19 protein-coding genes and 1 tRNA gene are annotated in these 17,709 nt (G+C 48.1%); 12 read left to right on the top strand and 8 right to left on the bottom strand.

The features are described from left to right. Positions 1-51: 51 nt before the first annotated feature. Entirely contained in the window at positions 52-495 is a 444-nt protein-coding gene (locus EA26_RS04525) for a DUF411 domain-containing protein (protein WP_039424590.1), read from the bottom strand. Further along, on the bottom strand, positions 495-3,206 hold the full coding sequence (locus tag EA26_RS04530; protein ID WP_039424591.1) for a cation transporter: 2,712 nt from the start codon (positions 3,204-3,206) through the stop codon (positions 495-497). The genes EA26_RS04525 and EA26_RS04530 overlap by 1 nt, the downstream gene beginning before the upstream one ends. Positions 3,207-3,447: 241 nt before the next feature. Here EA26_RS04530 and gltX point away from each other — a divergent pair, with 241 nt between their 5' ends. Next, a complete protein-coding gene (gene gltX / locus EA26_RS04535; protein ID WP_039424594.1) occupies positions 3,448-4,875 on the top strand; it encodes a glutamate--tRNA ligase in 1,428 nt (475 codons plus the stop codon). A gap of 122 nt (positions 4,876-4,997) precedes the next feature. Here the strand turns inward: gltX and EA26_RS04540 are convergent, their stop codons facing one another. The 3 genes from EA26_RS04540 to EA26_RS04550 form a co-directional block, all read right to left on the bottom strand. Beyond that, positions 4,998-5,504, bottom strand: a complete 507-nt coding sequence (locus tag EA26_RS04540) for a hypothetical protein (protein WP_039424596.1) — start codon at positions 5,502-5,504, stop codon at positions 4,998-5,000. A gap of 178 nt (positions 5,505-5,682) precedes the next feature. Further along, positions 5,683-5,759 (bottom strand) — tRNA-Arg (locus EA26_RS04545). Positions 5,760-5,813: 54 nt separating this feature from the next. Continuing rightward, positions 5,814-6,947: a flagellar assembly protein FlgT gene (locus EA26_RS04550; protein WP_039428768.1), complete on the bottom strand. Its 1,134-nt coding sequence runs from the start codon at positions 6,945-6,947 to the stop codon at positions 5,814-5,816. A gap of 171 nt (positions 6,948-7,118) precedes the next feature. Between EA26_RS04550 and EA26_RS04555 the strand changes: the two genes are divergently transcribed. Together EA26_RS04555 and flgP are read left to right on the top strand one after the other, a co-directional pair. Then, positions 7,119-7,754, top strand: a complete 636-nt coding sequence (locus tag EA26_RS04555) for a FlgO family outer membrane protein (RefSeq protein WP_039424598.1) — start codon at positions 7,119-7,121, stop codon at positions 7,752-7,754. 9 nt (positions 7,755-7,763) lie between these two features. Then, positions 7,764-8,195, top strand: coding sequence for a flagellar assembly lipoprotein FlgP (flgP, locus tag EA26_RS04560; protein ID WP_039424600.1), 432 nt, complete (start codon positions 7,764-7,766; stop codon positions 8,193-8,195). Between the two features lie 196 nt (positions 8,196-8,391). On the opposite strand, the gene EA26_RS04565 is transcribed toward flgP, so the two are convergent. The 3 genes from EA26_RS04565 to flgA form a co-directional block, all read right to left on the bottom strand. Continuing rightward, positions 8,392-8,817, bottom strand: a complete 426-nt coding sequence (locus tag EA26_RS04565; RefSeq protein WP_039424603.1) for a flagella synthesis protein FlgN — start codon at positions 8,815-8,817, stop codon at positions 8,392-8,394. Positions 8,818-8,832: 15 nt separating this feature from the next. Next, positions 8,833-9,159, bottom strand: a complete 327-nt coding sequence (flgM, locus tag EA26_RS04570; RefSeq protein ID WP_039424606.1) for a flagellar biosynthesis anti-sigma factor FlgM — start codon at positions 9,157-9,159, stop codon at positions 8,833-8,835. 161 nt (positions 9,160-9,320) lie between these two features. Continuing rightward, the gene (flgA, locus tag EA26_RS04575) at positions 9,321-10,067 is read right to left on the bottom strand and encodes a flagellar basal body P-ring formation chaperone FlgA (protein ID WP_039424608.1); all 747 of its coding nucleotides are present in this window, start codon (positions 10,065-10,067) and stop codon (positions 9,321-9,323) included. A gap of 83 nt (positions 10,068-10,150) precedes the next feature. On the opposite strand from flgA, the gene EA26_RS04580 reads away from it, so the two are divergent. From EA26_RS04580 to flgH, 9 genes are all read left to right on the top strand, one after another. Then, the gene (locus tag EA26_RS04580) at positions 10,151-11,077 is read left to right on the top strand and encodes a chemotaxis protein CheV (RefSeq protein WP_039424611.1); all 927 of its coding nucleotides are present in this window, start codon (positions 10,151-10,153) and stop codon (positions 11,075-11,077) included. A gap of 11 nt (positions 11,078-11,088) precedes the next feature. Further along, positions 11,089-11,916 carry a protein-glutamate O-methyltransferase gene (locus EA26_RS04585; RefSeq protein WP_039424614.1) on the top strand — a complete coding sequence of 276 codons (828 nt, stop codon included), beginning with the start codon at positions 11,089-11,091 and terminating at the stop codon, positions 11,914-11,916. Between the two features lie 281 nt (positions 11,917-12,197). Beyond that, positions 12,198-12,596, top strand: a complete 399-nt coding sequence (gene flgB / locus EA26_RS04590; protein WP_039424618.1) for a flagellar basal body rod protein FlgB — start codon at positions 12,198-12,200, stop codon at positions 12,594-12,596. Next, a complete protein-coding gene (gene flgC, locus EA26_RS04595) occupies positions 12,597-13,013 on the top strand; it encodes a flagellar basal body rod protein FlgC (RefSeq protein WP_039424619.1) in 417 nt (138 codons plus the stop codon). It abuts the gene before it with no gap. 17 nt (positions 13,014-13,030) lie between these two features. Beyond that, the gene (gene flgD / locus EA26_RS04600) at positions 13,031-13,738 is read left to right on the top strand and encodes a flagellar hook assembly protein FlgD (RefSeq protein WP_039424622.1); all 708 of its coding nucleotides are present in this window, start codon (positions 13,031-13,033) and stop codon (positions 13,736-13,738) included. A 31-nt stretch (positions 13,739-13,769) separates the two neighbouring features. After that, the gene (gene flgE / locus EA26_RS04605; RefSeq protein WP_039424625.1) at positions 13,770-15,074 is read left to right on the top strand and encodes a flagellar hook protein FlgE; all 1,305 of its coding nucleotides are present in this window, start codon (positions 13,770-13,772) and stop codon (positions 15,072-15,074) included. Between the two features lie 255 nt (positions 15,075-15,329). Continuing rightward, entirely contained in the window at positions 15,330-16,079 is a 750-nt protein-coding gene (gene flgF / locus EA26_RS04610) for a flagellar basal-body rod protein FlgF (RefSeq protein ID WP_039424626.1), read from the top strand. Between the two features lie 18 nt (positions 16,080-16,097). Continuing rightward, a complete protein-coding gene (gene flgG, locus EA26_RS04615) occupies positions 16,098-16,886 on the top strand; it encodes a flagellar basal-body rod protein FlgG (protein ID WP_039424628.1) in 789 nt (262 codons plus the stop codon). Between the two features lie 37 nt (positions 16,887-16,923). Next, complete coding sequence (gene flgH, locus EA26_RS04620) at positions 16,924-17,703, top strand: flagellar basal body L-ring protein FlgH (protein WP_039424631.1); 780 nt, start codon at positions 16,924-16,926, stop codon at positions 17,701-17,703. Positions 17,704-17,709 lie beyond the last annotated feature (6 nt).

Consider the following 17,709-nt stretch of genomic DNA (forward strand, 5'->3'; position numbering starts at 1 on the left):
CCCAGCTACGGCTGGGTTTTGTTTTTGCCTTTTTCTGCCTAATGTTTGAGATTAGTTTCCCTTGTAGTGGCTGTACTCAAACGCTTGACCTTGTTCGTTAAAGACATAAACCGAGTAACTTTCTTGCTTCTCGCCATACTCCATACCGGGCGAGCCCATCGGCATACCGGGAACCGTCAAGCCTTTCGCATTGCGCGGCGGGTTGGCTAAGAATGTTTTGACATCCTTGGCCGGCACATGGCCTTCGAAAACGTAGCCGTTAATTTCTGCCGTATGGCAGGAGTAAAGTTTGCTGTCTTTGAGACCCAGTTGTTTTTTCACCCTGTTCATGTCGTCATGCAGCACGTCTTTCACCTCAAAGCCGTTATTTTGCATGTGTTTACTCCAATCACTACAGCAGCCGCAATAGGGGGATTTATGGTTGATAACCTCCGTTGCCAGCACATTGGCAGAGAGCGCAGTCAGCATTAGCAGGGTTAGGGATTTGAGTTTCATCATGACCTCTCAGCGTTGGTTGTAGATTTAAAAAGACGTAGTCGATTGGCGTTGCTGACCACGGTAATGGAAGAAAGAGCCATCGCCGCACCCGCGATCACAGGGCTGAGCAAAAAGCCCGACACAGGGTAAAGTACGCCTGCGGCAATAGGAATGCCCAATGAGTTGTACACAAATGCGCCGAATAAATTCTGTTTCATGTTGCGCACCGTCGCTTTGGACAGCTCAATGGCGCTGATGATAGCGATTGGCGATGGGTTGAGCAGCGTCATTTGCGCACTCTCAATCGCTACATCACTGCCGCTGCCCATGGCAATGCCGATGTCGGCTTGCGCCAGTGCCGGAGCATCGTTAATGCCATCGCCCACCATAGCGACGTGGCGTCCTTGCTGTTGCAAGCGTGCGACATGGTCTGCTTTCTCATCGGGCAGCACTCCAGCGATCACTTCATCAATGCCGAGCTCCTTCGCAAGCGCGCTGGCAACATGCAAGTTATCTCCGGTCAGCATCACAGTATGAATGCGCTGCGCTTTTAATGTGGCAATCGCGTTGGCAGCATCGGGTTTGACCGGATCGGCAATAGCCACTAGGCCGATTAATTGGCCGTCTAGTGAGACAGCGACTGTGGTCCAAGCGTTGTGCTGGCAAGTGTTCAGAGCATCTTGCGCTTGGCTAAAATCAACCTTGAGCGATTGCAAATGCGTCACAGAGGCAATGTGTAGGGTCTGTCCTGTGACCACAGCGCGTACCCCTTTTCCGCGCAAGTTTTCAAATTGTTCTAGCGCTTGCGCCGTGGCTTGTTGCGTTTTGGCGTAGTTGACGATCGCTTTGGCCAGCGGATGTTCTGAATGCTGCTCAGCGCTAAGTAGCAACGAAAGCAACGAAGATGCGTCGTGATTGAAGGCAAACAGCTGTTGTACGCTCGGCGCGCCTTGGGTCAGGGTGCCTGTTTTATCAAACACCACAGTATTGATGCGACTGGCCGATTGCAGTACATCGGCATCGCGGATCAAAATGCCCATCTCGGCGGCTTTACCAACACCGACAGTGACAGAGAGCGGCGTGGCTAAACCTAGGGCACACGGGCAAGCGATTATCAGCACTGTCGTCGTGACCACTAACATGTAACTCGCTTTCGGATCTGGGCCAAACACAAACCAGATCGCGGCGGCAAAGAGCGCGATGGCAACCACTACGGGAACAAAAACTGCCGAAATTTCGTCGGCCAATTTGGCCATCGCCGGTTTGCTGCTTTGTGCTTGGCGAACCAGACGAATGATGCGCGCCAGCATAGTGTCTGCGCCTATTCCTGTGGCTTGGATTACTAGGGCACCATCTTGATTCAGTGTGCCAGCCGAGACCTTATCTTGTGCTTGTTTGAAAACCGGAACGGGTTCACCTGTGAGCATGGATTCGTCGAGATACGACTCGCCAGAAATCACCAAACCATCAACGGGGATTTTTTCTCCTGGCTTGATGCGCAGTTTCATCCCTAATTGAATCTGTTTGACAGCGATGGTTTGCTCGCCTTGGTCGGTCACCAAACTTGCGGTTTGAGGCTGAAGGTTTATCAGCGATTGCAGCGATTGAGTTGTACGCGCTTTGGCTTTCGCTTCGATATAGTGTCCTAGTGAAATCAAGCCAACGATCATAGCGCTGGCTTCAAAGTAAACATGACGCGAGGCTTGTGGAAACCAATTTGGAAATAAAACCACCAACATCGAGTAGAGCCAAGCGGCTCCAGTGCCCAATGCAACCAGCGTATCCATGGTCGCGCGTTTGTGCATCAGTGCCTGCCAAGCATTGGTAAAAAAACTCTTGCCCGCGGTGGCAAGCAAGAGCAAACAGGCGAGACCGACCGCACCCCAAGCCACTTGGTCTTGTGTGCTGGTAATCGTCATGCTGCCACCCAGTACGCCCCACAGCATTAAAGGCGCTCCCACCCCAATGCCTGCCAATGCGCTGTTTTGGTGTTTGCGCTGAGTTTGTTGCATCTGCTCGTTCTGTTTTTGCTGAGTGAGTTCAGCGTCAAGCACCACTTCGGCTTGGTAACCCGCTTGCTTAACGGCGGCAACCAAGGCGCTGTGTAAGGCTTCTGTATCTGACTGGGTAAAAACCAGCGCGCTTTGTTCGGCAAGGTTGACCTGAGCTTTGTCGACCTCAGCCACTGAGCTTAAGGCTTTTTCGACAGAAGAGACGCAGCTTGCGCAGGTCATGCCTTGGATCAGTAAATGCAGAGCATGAGCGGAGGACGCGCTCTTTACTTCAGTCTGATGGTCTGGCGCAGAAGAGGGTTGTGTGGGATCGGTGATTTCTAATCCCCGGTTTGCAAACGGCTGCGCCAGATAGCCCAGCGTGGCAATCAAACTCACCACTTCGGCTTCACTTAAGCTGGTGGTGAGGGTGAGCTCATCTTTGCTTGCATCAAAACGCACCACTTCTGCCTGCTGGCTGAGTAGCGTGGTCAGTTTCTTCACGCAGCCACCACAGTTTAATCCTTGCAGAGCAAAGTGATACTGATGCCCGGCTTGGTAACCCAAGGTTTCAATGGTGGCTACGAGGTCGCGCAGTGCCGTCTCGCTTTCTAAAGTAATTTCTGTAGGGGAAAGGGCGGTGATGTTCACGGAGTGTGCCTGATGCAGCGCCTTCTCCACTTTGCGCGCACAGCCCATGCAGTTGAGTCCAGATAAAGGCAGGGTGTAATAGGTCATCTTTTGGTTCCCAACGAAAGAATGTGTTGAACACGATAAACCTTCCCTTAGGGGGAAGGTCAAGCATTCTTTTGGTGAGAAATGAACGCTTGATTTGCCGCGCGAGATACGCGGATTAGGCGAGCGTAGAATGCTATCTCCATGTTGTAGATTCGCTCTGCGGTGGTAAAATGTCGCCACTTTTATCCTTGAACGCGCAGCAATCACCTTGAATGCTGCCTTTTATCCCTAAGGAATTCTGATGACGGTTAAAACTCGTTTTGCTCCTAGCCCAACTGGCTACCTTCACGTTGGTGGTGCGCGCACCGCACTTTACTCTTGGTTGTTCGCAAAAAGCCAAGGTGGTGAATTCGTTCTGCGTATTGAAGATACTGACCTAGAACGTAACTCTCAGGAGGCGGTAGACGCCATCCTTGAAGGTATGCAATGGCTTGGACTGGAATGGAACGAAGGCCCTTACTTCCAGACACAACGTTTTGACCGTTACAACGAAATGGTTGATAAGTTGCTGGCGGAAGATAAAGCCTACAAATGTTACGCTTCTAAAGAGCTGCTGGACGAAGTGCGTGCAGAGCAAGAAGCGAACAAAGAGATGCCTCGTTACGATGCGGATCACCCGAAAATTAAAGCGGTTAACGAAGCGGCAAAAGAGGGCGACCCTTGTGTGATTCGTTTCCGTAACCCAAAATCGGGCAGCGTGGTGTTTGACGATCAAATTCGTGGTCGTATCGAAATCAGCAACAGCCAAATGGACGATCTTATCATTCGTCGTACCGATGGCTCACCAACCTATAACTTCTGTGTGGTAGTAGACGACTGGGACATGGGCATTACGCACGTTATTCGTGGTGAAGACCATATCAACAACACGCCTCGTCAAATTAACATCTATGAAGCTTTGGGCGCGCCAGTACCGACTTTCGCTCACTGTGCCATGATTCTCGGCGACGATGGTGCGAAACTGTCTAAGCGTCATGGTGCGGTCTCGGTTATGCAGTACCGCGACATGGGTTACCTGCCAGTCGCACTGAATAACTACTTAGTGCGTTTGGGGTGGTCTCACGGTGACCAAGAGATCTTCTCACAAGAAGAGATGATCAATCTGTTTAGTCTGAATGCGATTTCAAAATCGGCTTCCGCGTTTAACACCGACAAACTGCTTTGGTTGAACAACCACTACATCAAAACCTCTGAGCCTGAGTACGTCGCTGAGCACCTTCAATGGCACTTAGATCAAAAAGGGATAAATAAAGACAATGGCCCTGCGATCACCGAGGTCATTAAACTGGTTGGTGAACGTTGTAATACACTGGTTGAACTGGCCGATCAAATCGCTTACTTCTACCAAGATTTCGATGCGTTTGACGCAGATGCCGCGAAGAAGCACCTACGTGGTGTGGCAAAAGAGCCGCTGGAGCTTGCCTTGGCGAAAGTGGAGGCTCTGTCTGAGTGGACAACGGAAAACCTACACCAAGTGATTGCGGATGTGTGTGCTGAGCTTGAAATCGGTATGGGTAAAATTGGTATGCCGCTGCGCGTTGCAGTGACTGGCGGTGGTCAGTCGCCATCGGTGGATGCGGTAATGCAACTGATTGGTAAAGAGCGCGTGGTGGCACGTATTAAGATGGCGCTGGCGTCTATCGCTGAGCGTGAAGCCAACGCTCAATAAGAATGGCTCTTCTAAAGCAAACCGCAGCCCAGATGCTGCGGTTTTTTTTGCGCGAAATTGGGCCTTTTTTGAAGTGCAGACCCCTCCATTGCGCACTGACGAACAAGCAATCTTAATGAGGGTTATTTCAAATCAATACTGCTCAGCCGCCCCATAAAAGTCAGGATCTCAAGATTCTCTTTATGAGCATCAAGTAGCGCTTTTTTAGTTTGCGAGTAAGCGGCGAGTTTGCCGTACTTATTGATAGAGCGAACAACGGTTTTGTAGCGATACTCGCCCTGGTCGTTCAGCTCTCGCCATTTAGCGATGTAGCAGGTGTCTCGGTTGTTTGGATCGTTTTGTGTAGGGCTCGGTTTATGAACAATTTTGGGCTCTAAACTGTGAGGCAGGCGCGTCATCAGATGCGGATCTTTAAGGAGACGACGCCAAAATTTGCCCCACATCTCTTTGCCAAGTTCATTGCGCATTTTGAGCGCTTTCTGCAGCGCTTTCTTTTCGCCCATTTTAATAAAGCCGATCGAGCGATGCAGCACGGTATCGTCCGGAGTATGGATGTGGATCTTAAAAGCGGTTCTACCTTTGGAGATAAAACGGTGACCAGTGTTCGTTATCAGATTGCTCTTAGTCATAACTTTAAGTAATAATTCTATTAATATACGTTTAGAGTAAGAAAATATTAGAAATAATTAAAGTAGTAAAAGCCGTGCTAACGCAAAAATTTGTATGGGCATCAGAAAATTGAGGTGGGATATTTTCAAACCGCAAAATAAAAGACTGGTAGCTAGGCTAACCAGTCTTCATTCAATATGGCGCTCCCAACAGGATTTGAACCTGTGACCTGCCCCTTAGGAGGGGGCTGCGCTATCCAGCTGTGCCATGGGAGCAAAGCGTCGATATTCTACTAGATAAACTTCGAGTTTTAAACTTATCCTTTGATTCTAAAGCGGTTTGTGCATCACATCGCCAATTTGAATACTGGAAGCCAAATCGGGCTGATCCACAGTAAGCTCCGCTTCATTTTCGTAAACTCGCGAAACCGTCAGGGTAATGTCACTTTGCGATACCTTGTTACGCGGCAAACCATACTGATCGATGAAGGCGGCAGTATGCCAAAGCTGCAACTTATCGCCTTGGCGTACTCCGTGTATGCGGCCAAGGTCCATCGTCACTGTGTTACCAAATACGGCAACCACTTCCGGCAGGGTAATTTTGCACGATACTTCCGACTCCATGTCGAGCATGATGTTGCGGCTTACGCGCAGCATCATTTCGCCAAAAGTGGAAGCCCAGAAGCGAGCACTACGAGTGTCCACTTGGCTGGTTTTGGCAAAGGGCCATTTGGCTACTTCACGGTAACTTTTCGCATAAATCTCGTTGCCGGTTTTGCCGTCGTAGACTTTCATTTCCAGCGCAAACTGGCGGTTAATGATATCGTCAGCCAGCAATTTTGATTCAATGGTTGCCGTCAGGTCGGTGATTTCGCCCCCAATGATGTATTGAGCACCTGCATCCTGCGCAATCATTTTGATTCGCTCAGGATTGCGCTTGTCTATTGCATAATCGGTGGTGCCGACAGAGACAAAACTTTTTGATTGCTGGTCAAACTGCTTGTTGAGCACTTGGCTGAAATCATCCCCTACCTTATAGATTTGCCCCATCACCGCTTGTTGTGGGGAGAGCAGCTCGACGTTGCCGACGAGTAGCGTCTTTTTGTATTGGCTGACATGGCAACCATTTGCCGACGGATAGATGTCGACTCGGGCTTTAATCTCAACCTTGTTGCCACGTGTGCGCTGAGACTCGATTAAGATGTAGCGTACTTCATGGTTAGTAAACTGGTATTCCGTGCGACCATCTTCTAAATAGGGGCGTAAGTTACTCAGGCTACCTATGTCCGCGCCAGAAAACGTCACCGCTTTATACAAGGCATCTTCCAGAGCGTGTATCCGTGCTACTTCTTCGGAGGAAACAATGGTGGCAACCCCTGTCACCTCGTACCAAGACGCATGAGCTTTGATCGAGGAAACCATCATCAAAGTTATTGAAATAAAACCAAGTATAAGTTTTTTCATTACTGTATTACCAAGTGGGTACAAATATTGCTTTACATTTTTCAGCTGTATTTGGATGTCGTTTTCGTCTTGTTGCAGAGATAGAAAAGCAAAGACTGTTCCAAGATTGTAAACCAGCAGGAATACAAAAGCAGTCTTATTGGACATCTGAGATTATCTGGAGACTAACCCATGAAAAAATGGCTTGTTGTCGCGTCTGTTATGGCCTTGAGCTCATGCGCGTACTCACCGATTTACAACGGTAAAGAACCTTACTCGGGTAGTCAGTTTATGCTGATGGAAAGCCCTCGTCATACCATGGACTTTTTCGTGGAAAGCTTGACGGAAGATTTGATCCTTTCAAATACCAGCGTTTCTGCGCGAACTCCGATCGCCGTTACCTCTTTTGTTGACCTGCAAAATATGGATGCCACCAACTGGTTGGGGAATTCGGTTTCCGAAGGATTTATTTATCAGTTGCAGCGTCGTGGTTTTAAAGTGGTGGATTTCAAAACCACAGGTTCCATTCAGGTTACCCAGCAGGGCGATTTTGCTTTAAGTCGTGATTGGAAAGATTTAGCGCAAGAGCAAGAGATTCAATACGTATTGACGGGCACGATGTTGCGCCAAGAAGGCGGTGTGTTAGTCAATGCTCGTGTGGTCGGCATGCAAACACGAGTGGTGGTGGCTTCGGCGCAAGGTTTCCTCCCTGCGGATCGAATTGGCCGCGACTTAGATACGCTAAACAGTATTCGTACTCAAGATGGTGTGATTATTCGCTCCGATCCAACGATCCGTCAGCCTTACACGGTTATCTTGCGTCCATAGGAGTTGGTAATGAAAAAGTTCTTATTTCTCTTGGCTGCTTTTTTGCTTAGTGCTTGTCAGCCATTGCAACAAATTCGTCAGGAAGAGATTTTGGTGGCCGTTGGTTACGCCAGCATCAGTGAACAAACCGGACGAAATGACGAAGAAAAGCGCGTGCGCGCGATGAGAGCTTCAAAAATTGATGCATACCGCGAGCTGGCCGAGCAAGTGTATGGCATGCGTGTCAGTGGTCGAGCGCAGTTGGAGGACCAACGACTTGGTGTCGAGAACACGTCTGGCGCGGTCGATGGGGTGATACGCGGAGCAGAGGTAGTGCGCAGTTACCCTGTTGGGGATAGTTATGTCACTGAACTGCGCTTAGACATCCGTAAAATGGACAAATTGCGTGACTACGGTGAAGTGCAACAAGTGCCGGAGAAACGTCAGCAAACACTTTTCTAGACCACCCAATACAGATAAGCAGCAGATAATCTCTACTCAGGCGGCCCATTCATGGGTCGCTTTTTTTTTGCTTAGTCAGTATTAATAAAACAAGGTCAGTATGGATAAAACAAGCGGTGCAAGACGAATAGCAACGGGAGTTGATAATCGGGGCATCAAGGAGTGCGACGAGAAACATCAATTATTACAAATAACTTTAGGCTTTGATATTGGTACCCAAAGTTGAAATGGTATGGGTTTTACCGCCAGCGTTATAAGTCATGCCGACTTTTCCGTGGCTTTGCTGAAGCATATTGTTGAGTTTGTTAAAACTGGATTGTGCTCGATTAAGTGCATCGCCATTGATCTGATTGATTTGCTGGCAATCAAGAATGATCGATTGAATACTGGCGACCTTTTCTTTCAATTGAGGATCTTCGGTAAGTTGCTTGACGTGCGGGTGAGAGGCAATGCGATGGTCGGTTTGTTGTAGTCGACCAATGAGCGTCATTTTTTCTTTGGCAATTTTCTCAATATCAACAGATACACGGCTAGCAATCACCTTGCTTTCCTGTTCCAACAATAAAGAGAGAGCTTTAGCACTTTCGTATTGAAATTCCACTAAATCAACTAAAGCAGCCATGATTACCTACCTTGACTACGCTTTGATACGATCAGCCAGTTCGTTTTCAAATTTCATCATATTATCAGCCAGCTTTTCAGGATCGACTTTGTAAGAGCCGTTTGCAATGGCTTCTTTGATCGCGGCAACTTTTGCAGCATCAAATGCTGGTTTGGCGGCCATATCCTGATGGAGTTGTCCGATATCGCGACTTTGTTGACTCAGCGACACGGCGTCTTGTGCAACAGGACTCTTTTTCGCTTCGGTGCGTGTCTCCGCCAACGAGCTAGAGTCTGTACGTGCAGCGCTACGACTGTTCGTCGTCATCACTTGCCCTGAACGTATGTTATCGATACTTGCCATATATAAACCTTAATTACGAAGTAATTGAACTCGTACACACAGTATCGACACACCCAGCCAATACTTTAGAAAAAAATTTGCCTTTTGTTTAACTAGCAGGAATCGGGCCTGAATTCAACCGCGTTTATCATACCACTTCGGCGAGTTAAGGCACGAAAAGGTTAGAACTGAACCGTAACTTCGGCAATGCCACTGACAATACCCTCGATTATACGTTGTGACTTGTCATTTTTCACTCTGACCTGTTCACCTGCCGCGCCATCTTGTAATGCGGTCCCCTGAGTTGTGATGACCATCCCATCTTGGCTGGCCTTGATAATCACCTTTTCATTGCGACAGACCACACAGACGTCACCTCGTTCTATCACGTCTCCCAAGCGAATCGTGCGTTTGACTTTCGCACCAACCACTTGTGAGCTTTCGGCAAAGCCTTCTTTACGAAAGCGCTGCAACTCGATCATCTCATGGTTTACATCGCCAAGGGAGATAACCTCTCCTCGGGCAAGGGTTCGCGTGGCAACCACCATAGGAATAGCGATAGACAAACGGACAGGGACATACACTTGCCAATCGTCTGGAGGGCATTCGACCAGCACATTAATGTTGCTGCGGTTGGCGTTATCTGAGTTAGCACTTGTACTCAAAGCAACCGGGCAATCGGTGGCTTTTATTCTACTATCAATATTAGCGGCACTCACTGACAGCTCACCACCAGGGGGCTGTTCCACGTTGGCTAAAATGTGCTCTTCCGCCGCTAACTGTATCTGTTTTATTTGATTTTCTGTGGCTGCATGAGCAAAAAAACTAAACAAAGTTAGCAAAATGCCGATAGACTTAGCGTAACTTTTGAAGAAAGCTCTACACTTAGAGATGGTAAATGAATATAAACAAGTATTAGAGTGTGCCATTCTGTTTCTCTGGTGTTATACAGCTGTAATTTTAGAGTATCACTTTTAATCGAAAAGTTTGAGTTTGAGATGGAGATGAGCTTATGACGGGTATTCTTGATTCTGTGAATCAGCGTACGCAACTCGTCGGTCAGAATCGATTGGAATTGTTGACCTTTCGTTTAATGGGCCGCCAGCGTTATGGTATTAACGTATTTAAAGTAAAAGAAGTCCTGCAATGCCCTAAGCTTACTTCAATGCCAAATCTGCACCGTTTAGTTAAAGGTGTCGCTCATATCCGTGGCCATACGGTTTCTGTCATCGATTTGAGTTTGGCGATTGGTGGCCGGCCAACAACCGACATCGACAAGTGTTTTGTCGTTATCGCTGAGTTCAACCGAACGATTCAAGCGTTTTTGGTTACTTCGGTTGAGCGCATCATTAACATGCACTGGGAAGCGATTCTGCCACCGCCAGAAGGGGCAGGTAGAGCAAACTACCTGACCGCAGTCACCAACATTGACAATGAACTGGTTGAAATTCTCGACGTTGAAAAAATCCTTGCAGAAATTGCGCCAGTTGATGAAACCATGGATTCTTCTATCGGTGAAGAGATCGCCAAAGTAGAGACGGAAAAAGCGCTGGTTCGTCGCATCTTGATCGCCGATGACTCTACGGTTGCGCGTAAACAGGTGGAGCGTGCGATCACCAATATCGGCTTTGACTGTGTCTCGGTGAAAGACGGCAAAGAAGCGTATGATAAGTTGTTAGAAATGGCAGCTGAAGGACCAATTCGAGACCAAATTTCTCTGGTGATCTCTGACATTGAGATGCCAGAAATGGACGGCTACACGCTGACGGCAGAAATTCGCCGCAATGCGGATTTGAAAGATTTGTATGTTATTCTTCACTCGTCACTGAGCGGCGTTTTTAACCAAGCGATGGTGGAGAGAGTGGGTGCAAATGCGTTTATCGCGAAATTTAACCCAGATGAACTTGGGAATGCGGTTAAAACTGCACTAACAAAATAAAAGAGACATTAATGACTGCTATTACAATCAGTGATCAAGAGTATCGCGACTTCAGCCGTTTTTTGGAATCTCAGTGTGGTATCGTGCTGGGCGACAGCAAGCAGTATTTGGTACGCAGTCGTCTTAGCCCGTTAGTAACCAAATTTAAGCTCGCTTCGTTGTCTGATTTGTTGAGAGACGTCGTCACGGGGCGTAACCGAGAACTACGTGTTGCCGCCGTTGATGCAATGACAACCAACGAAACTCTGTGGTTTAGGGACACCTATCCGTTTACTGTTTTGGCGGAAAAACTTTTACCTGAGATTGCGGCAAACAAACGTCCGATAAAAATTTGGTCTGCCGCCAGTTCATCAGGACAAGAACCGTATTCTATGGCAATGACGGTGCTGGAAACACAGCAACGTAAGCCAGGTATGCTGCCAAGTGTGTCGATTACGGCAACTGATATCTCAGCCAGCATGTTGGACATGTGTCGGGCTGGGATATACGATAATCTGGCCTTGGGGCGTGGGTTGTCCCCAGAACGCCGTCGCACCTTTTTTGAAGACACGGGCGATGGCCGCATGAAGGTCAAAGACAACGTTAAGCGCTTGGTTAATTTTCGCCCGCAAAATTTAATGGACAGCTACGCCTTGTTGGGTAAGTTCGACATTATTTTTTGCCGTAACGTGTTGATTTATTTTTCGCCGGATATGAAATCGAAAGTGTTGAACCAAATGGCGAACAGTTTGAACCCCGGTGGCTACTTGTTGCTTGGTGCTTCGGAGTCGTTGACAGGTTTAACTGACCGGTTTGAAATGGTTCGCTGTAACCCTGGCATCATCTACAAATTGAAATAGTGGAAACCTTTTATTTTCCTTAGCAAACTAGCCTGACCTGTTGTCAGGCTTTTTATTTGCCCTTTCTCTGTTTTTTCTCTCTCCCCTTTTCTTGAGCCTGTATCCGTCTGCGTATATCTTTAGCTTAAGTCTGGGTATGCGGAACTACGACATTCCATCTGCATACTTGGCTTAGTAATTGCTAACTTTTCCATGGACTGAATAAATTTAAATTGCACGCATTGGCACGCTCTTTGCTTTTATTTGGTTAGTAACGGTCAGTTCTGTTTGTAGAGGCGCATATGGCTATCTCCTTTGACAATGCACTAGGCATCCACCAGTACACGGTGGGAGTACGTGAACGCAATGCCGAGGTTATCTCGACCAACATTGCGCAAGCGAACACGCCAGGATACAAAGCAAGAGGTTTAGACTTTGCGAAGGAGTTACAGGCGGCAAGTTCGGGGGCAAGCATTGGTCTTAGCCGAACGGACAGTCGGCATATTCCTGCCACTACAACGGTGATGGGGGAAAAACTTTATCGCCTTCCGACCCAACCGGACACCGGAGATGGCAACACGGTGGATTTGGATTTAGAGCGTAACCTGTTTATGCAAAACCAGATTCGCCATCAAGCCTCACTGGATTTTCTGGGTGGCAAATTCAAGAACTTAACCAAAGCGCTTAAAGGAGGTAACTAGATGAGCTTATTCAATGTGTTCAATGTAACTGGTTCTGCAATGAGTGCTGAGTCCGTTCGTCTAAATACCACTTCAAGCAACTTGGCCAACGCCGACAGTGTCAGCAGCTCTGCAAAAGACACTTATAAAGCGCGCCATGCTGTGTTTGGCGCTGAGTTAAGTAATGCCATGTATAACCGTGGCGATACAGTGCCAGTACAAGTACTCGGTATTGTGGAAAGTGATAAACCGTTGACCGCGGAATATAACCCTGAACATCCATTGGCAAATGATGAAGGTTACATTTACAAACCGAACGTCAATGTCATGGAAGAAATGGCCAATATGATTTCTGCCTCCCGTTCATACCAAACGAATGTTCAGGTAGCAGATGCGAGTAAACAAATGCTGCTGCGTACGCTGCAGATGGGTCAATAAGGATAAGGAGTTAACGTATGGCCGGAATCAATAACGTTGGTCAAAGCGGCTTGTCCTATATCGACCAGCTTAAGAGTTTGCAAGAGAGCAAAAAGCCGACGGCAACAACGGGTAAACAGGATCTTAAACAAGAGGACTTTTTATCCTTGCTGACTAAGCAATTGGCTCAACAGGACCCTTTTAAGCCGGTTAGTAATGACCAGATGATTGCGCAAATGGCTTCATTTGCGACAGTTGATGGCATTGGCAAGATGAACACTCAGTTTGAGAGTCTCAACTCGTCAATGACGTCCAACCAAGCATTGCAAGCGTCTTCTTTAGTGGGGCGTGATGTGTTGGTGCCAGGCGCGGCGGGTATGAAGCAGGAAGAGGCAGGCATGCCTGCCATGGTCAAACTACCACAAGCCATGGATAACGTGATTGTGCGAGTGGAAAACGAGATTGGCCAGTTAATTCGTACCTTTGAGGTGGGGGCGAAACCTGCGGGTGATAACCGTGTCGAATGGGACGGTAAAGATGAAAACGGTAATCCATTGCCGGCTGGCAAATACAAAGTGAAAGCATCCGGTTTGCTGGATGGTCAGGCGACTGACTTCCCGGTTTCAACCTATGCCAACGTGAACAGTGTTCTGCTGGGTAAAGGCGATGGTAACGTACTGCTCAATCTGGCTGGCTTTGATTCGCCAGTTCGACTTGCTGAAGTACTAGAAGTTGGCAAAGCGTAATTTACGCTGGCTGGATTAAGGAGATTTTGGAATGTCATATGTATCTTTAAGCGGTTTGTCCGCAGCTCAGTTAGATCTGAACACCACGAGTAACAACATTGCCAACGCCAACACATACGGCTTTAAGGAATCGCGTGCTGAGTTTGGCGATGTCTACTCAAATTCTCTGTTTACCAATGCGAAAACCACCCCAGGTGGTGGTGTTCAGGCAAACCAAGTGGCGCAGCAGTTCCATGAGGGTTCCAGTGTTTACACTAATAACCCAATGGATTTGCGTATTAGCGGTACGGGTTTCTTTGCGGTGGCAAAAGACAGAATGGTGCCGAATCAGAACGAGTTAACCCGTAACGGTGCTTTTCACCTCAACAAGAACAACTACATGGTCACGGCAAATGATGAATATTTGCTGGGCTATCAGGTTGATCCTGCGAGTGGCGATGTCACCTCGTACGAACCACAACCTATTAACATTCCGGCGGAATTTGGCAAACCAAAGCAGACGGCAAATGTGACGGTTGGAGTGAACTTGCCAGCAAGTGGTGCACTTAAAGATCCTCTCGCGTTTAACTTTGAGGATCCTGATACTTATAACCGTTCAACGTCTTCAACCATTTATGACTCTATGGGCCAGTCGTACAAACTGACGACTTACTACCTGAAAGATCAGACTCAACCGAATACTTGGCAAACCTACTACACGGTAACGGATAGCCAAGGTGAGAAGCCAGTCAACATCACTGGTGGTGATGCCACTAACGCAACGGGTCATGTCGGGCACACGATTAAGTTCAATAATGATGGCACGCTTGCTAGCTTAAACAATGGGCAGCCGATTGTGACTGACCAACTCGGTGCGGGCGTTAACCCCATTGATATGAATGGTGGCGATCCGACGCAAGTGCTGAACTTTGACCTCAACTCTTCCACCCAGTTTGCCGCTCCGTTTGAGCTGACTAAGTTTGACGAAGATGGCGCGACAACGGGTTTCTTAACCAAAGTGGACTTTGATGAAAGTGGCAGTATCTACGGCACTTATTCAAATGGTGAGAGTGTTACCTTAGGTCGAGTGGCGTTAGTTCGTGTACCGAATGAGCAAGGTTTGGACAAAAAAGGTGGCACACAGTGGAACTCTACCAACAACTCCGGGGATAAAATCTGGGGTGAATCGAACAAAGGTTCATTTGGTACCGTTTCTAGTGGTTCTTTGGAGCAGTCCAACATCGATATGACGCAAGAATTAGTGGATCTGATTTCAGCTCAGCGTAACTTCCAAGCAAACTCACGTGCGCTTGAAGTGCACAACCAGTTGCAACAGAATATCTTGCAGATTCGTTAATCGTTTTATTCATGACATTCATCTGGTGCTTAACCTGGACGACCTCACCCAGGTTAAGCCTTGTTTCTTCTCTACCCCTTAACCATCATCTCGATTGCCTCTTGCTTGCCGCCCGGCATGCCGCTGAGTGATTTTCCTACTCATGTGTTTGCCTCTCGCTTACATTTCTAAGTCATCCATTTGATATTTAAATGAAAAATAAATTGGCATGATGATTGCTTTTCTGATCCTAGAATTCGATTTCAGGAGCAGATTATGGATCGTGCACTCTTTCTAGCCATGAGCGGCGCTAAACAAAATATGCAAGCGTTGCAACTGCGTGCCAACAACCTAGCAAACGTCAGTACCACTGGCTTTCGTGCCGATTTGGCACAAGCTCGGTCAATGCAAGCGTATGGCGAAGGCTTACCGACTCGTGTATTTAGCATGACGGAGCGTCCAGGACATAATTTTGCTCAGGGCAGTGTGATCACCACAGGTCGTGATATGGACATCACCGTTGAAGGTGATGGCTGGATTGCGGTCATGGACAAAATTGGCAAAGAGGGGTTGACCCGCAACGGCAATCTGAAAGTAGATCAAAATGGTTTACTGACCAATGCCAACGGGCATCTGGTGCTTGGTGAAGGCGGAGCACCGATCACGATTCCCTTACCGATCAGTAAGATCGAAATTGGCAGAGATGGCACCATTTCTGTGTTGCCGCAAGGCGCGCCTGCCGAAGAAATGGAACAGATCGACCGCGTTAAGCTTGTCAAAACCGACAACAGCACGCTGTTTAAAGATACCAACGGACTGTTCCGTCACAAAGATCCCAATCAAGCGTACGACGCCGATGCCACCGTACAGATCATGACTGGTGCGATTGAAGGCAGCAACGTGAATGCCGTCGGCGAGATGACCGCGCTGATTGACCTGCAAAGACAATTCGAAATGCAGGTGAAAATGATGAGCACGGCAGAAGAGCTGGACAAAGCGTCCGATTCACTGCTTCGTATGAGCTAACAGAGTAAGGGTTAAATTATGCATCCGGCACTATGGGTAAGTAAGACAGGGCTCGACGCTCAGCAAACCAACATTGCAACCATTTCAAACAACCTAGCTAACGCCTCAACCATCGGTTTTAAAAAAGGCCGCGCGGTGTTTGAAGATCTGTTCTATCAAAACATCAACCAGCCTGGTGGCCAATCGTCACAAAATACGGAACTGCCAAGCGGCCTGATGCTTGGTGCGGGTTCGAAAGTGGTGGCAACGCAAAAAGTGCACACCCACGGCAATGCGCAAACGACAACCAACGCACTGGATTTGATGGTGGAAGGGGATGGCTTTTTCCAAATCACCATGCCAGACGGCAATATTGGCTATACCCGTAATGGCCAGTTTACTCTCAATGGTGAAGGGGTGGTGGTCACTTCAGGTTCGGGTTACCCGCTTGAACCAGAAATCGTCATTCCTGAAGATGCTATCTCCATTACGGTCGGTACCGATGGTGAAGTGTCAGTGCGAATCCGTGGTCAGCAAGATAACCAAGTTGTGGGCCAGATAACCATCACCGATTTTGTCAACCCGGGTGGTTTAGAGCCGATTGGGCAGAACCTTTACTTACCTACAGGCGCAAGTGGTGATCCGCAAGAAGGGGTTCCAGGCTTGGATGGTTTAGGCGAAGTGCGTCAGTCAATGTTGGAAACCTCGAACGTTAATGTGACGGAAGAGCTGGTGAATATGATCGAAGCACAACGCGTCTACGAGATGAACTCAAAAGTGATCTCGTCAGTCGACAAGATGATGAGCTTCGTTAACCAACAGTTGTAATCGTACTTAGCTTGAGATGAACCTGAGGGAGAGTGCTATGAAACGCTTAAGTCTGATTGCATTAGTGGCAGTGATGAGCGGTTGTACGATGTTAGAACCGATCGAAACCAGCGAAGTGAGCCAAGCCACGACCGTCGTGGATGCGGTTGAAGGTGACAAATCGAAAGACCAAAGCACGGGTATTGTGGATACCTTGCGTGGTCGTAGCGATCCAGTCGCTGGTGACCCGGCTTGGGCGCCCATCCACCCTAATCAAAAGCCCGAGCATTATGCCGCGGCTACGGGATCTCTGTTTAGCGCCGATCACATCTCCGATCTGTATGATGACTCCAAACCACGTGGTCTTGGCGACATTATTACCGTGCTGTTAGATGAAACCACCAATGCGTCGAAAAGTGCCAATGCCGGATTATCAAAAAGTAATGATGCCAGCATGGATCCTTTGCAAGTGGGCGGGCAAGAGCTGAAAATTGATGGCAAATACAACTTTTCCTACAACTTGAGCAATGCTAACAGCTTTACTGGTGACGCTTCTGCCAATCAGAGTAACAGCATCAGTGGTTCGATCACGGTCGAAGTGATTGAAGTGCTGGCAAACGGCAATCTCGTTATCCGTGGCGAGAAGTGGCTAACTCTCAATACGGGCGACGAGTACATTCGTCTTAGCGGTACCATTCGTCCCGACGATATCGCTTTTGACAACACAATTGCGTCAAACCGCGTCTCTAACGCAAGAATCCAATACTCTGGAACTGGAACGCAGCAGGATATGCAGCAACCTGGATTCTTGGCACGATTCTTTAATGTCTCTCTGTAAGTGGCA

Source organism: Vibrio navarrensis (genome assembly GCF_000764325.1).
In the GTDB taxonomy this organism is placed as follows: domain Bacteria; phylum Pseudomonadota; class Gammaproteobacteria; order Enterobacterales; family Vibrionaceae; genus Vibrio; species Vibrio navarrensis.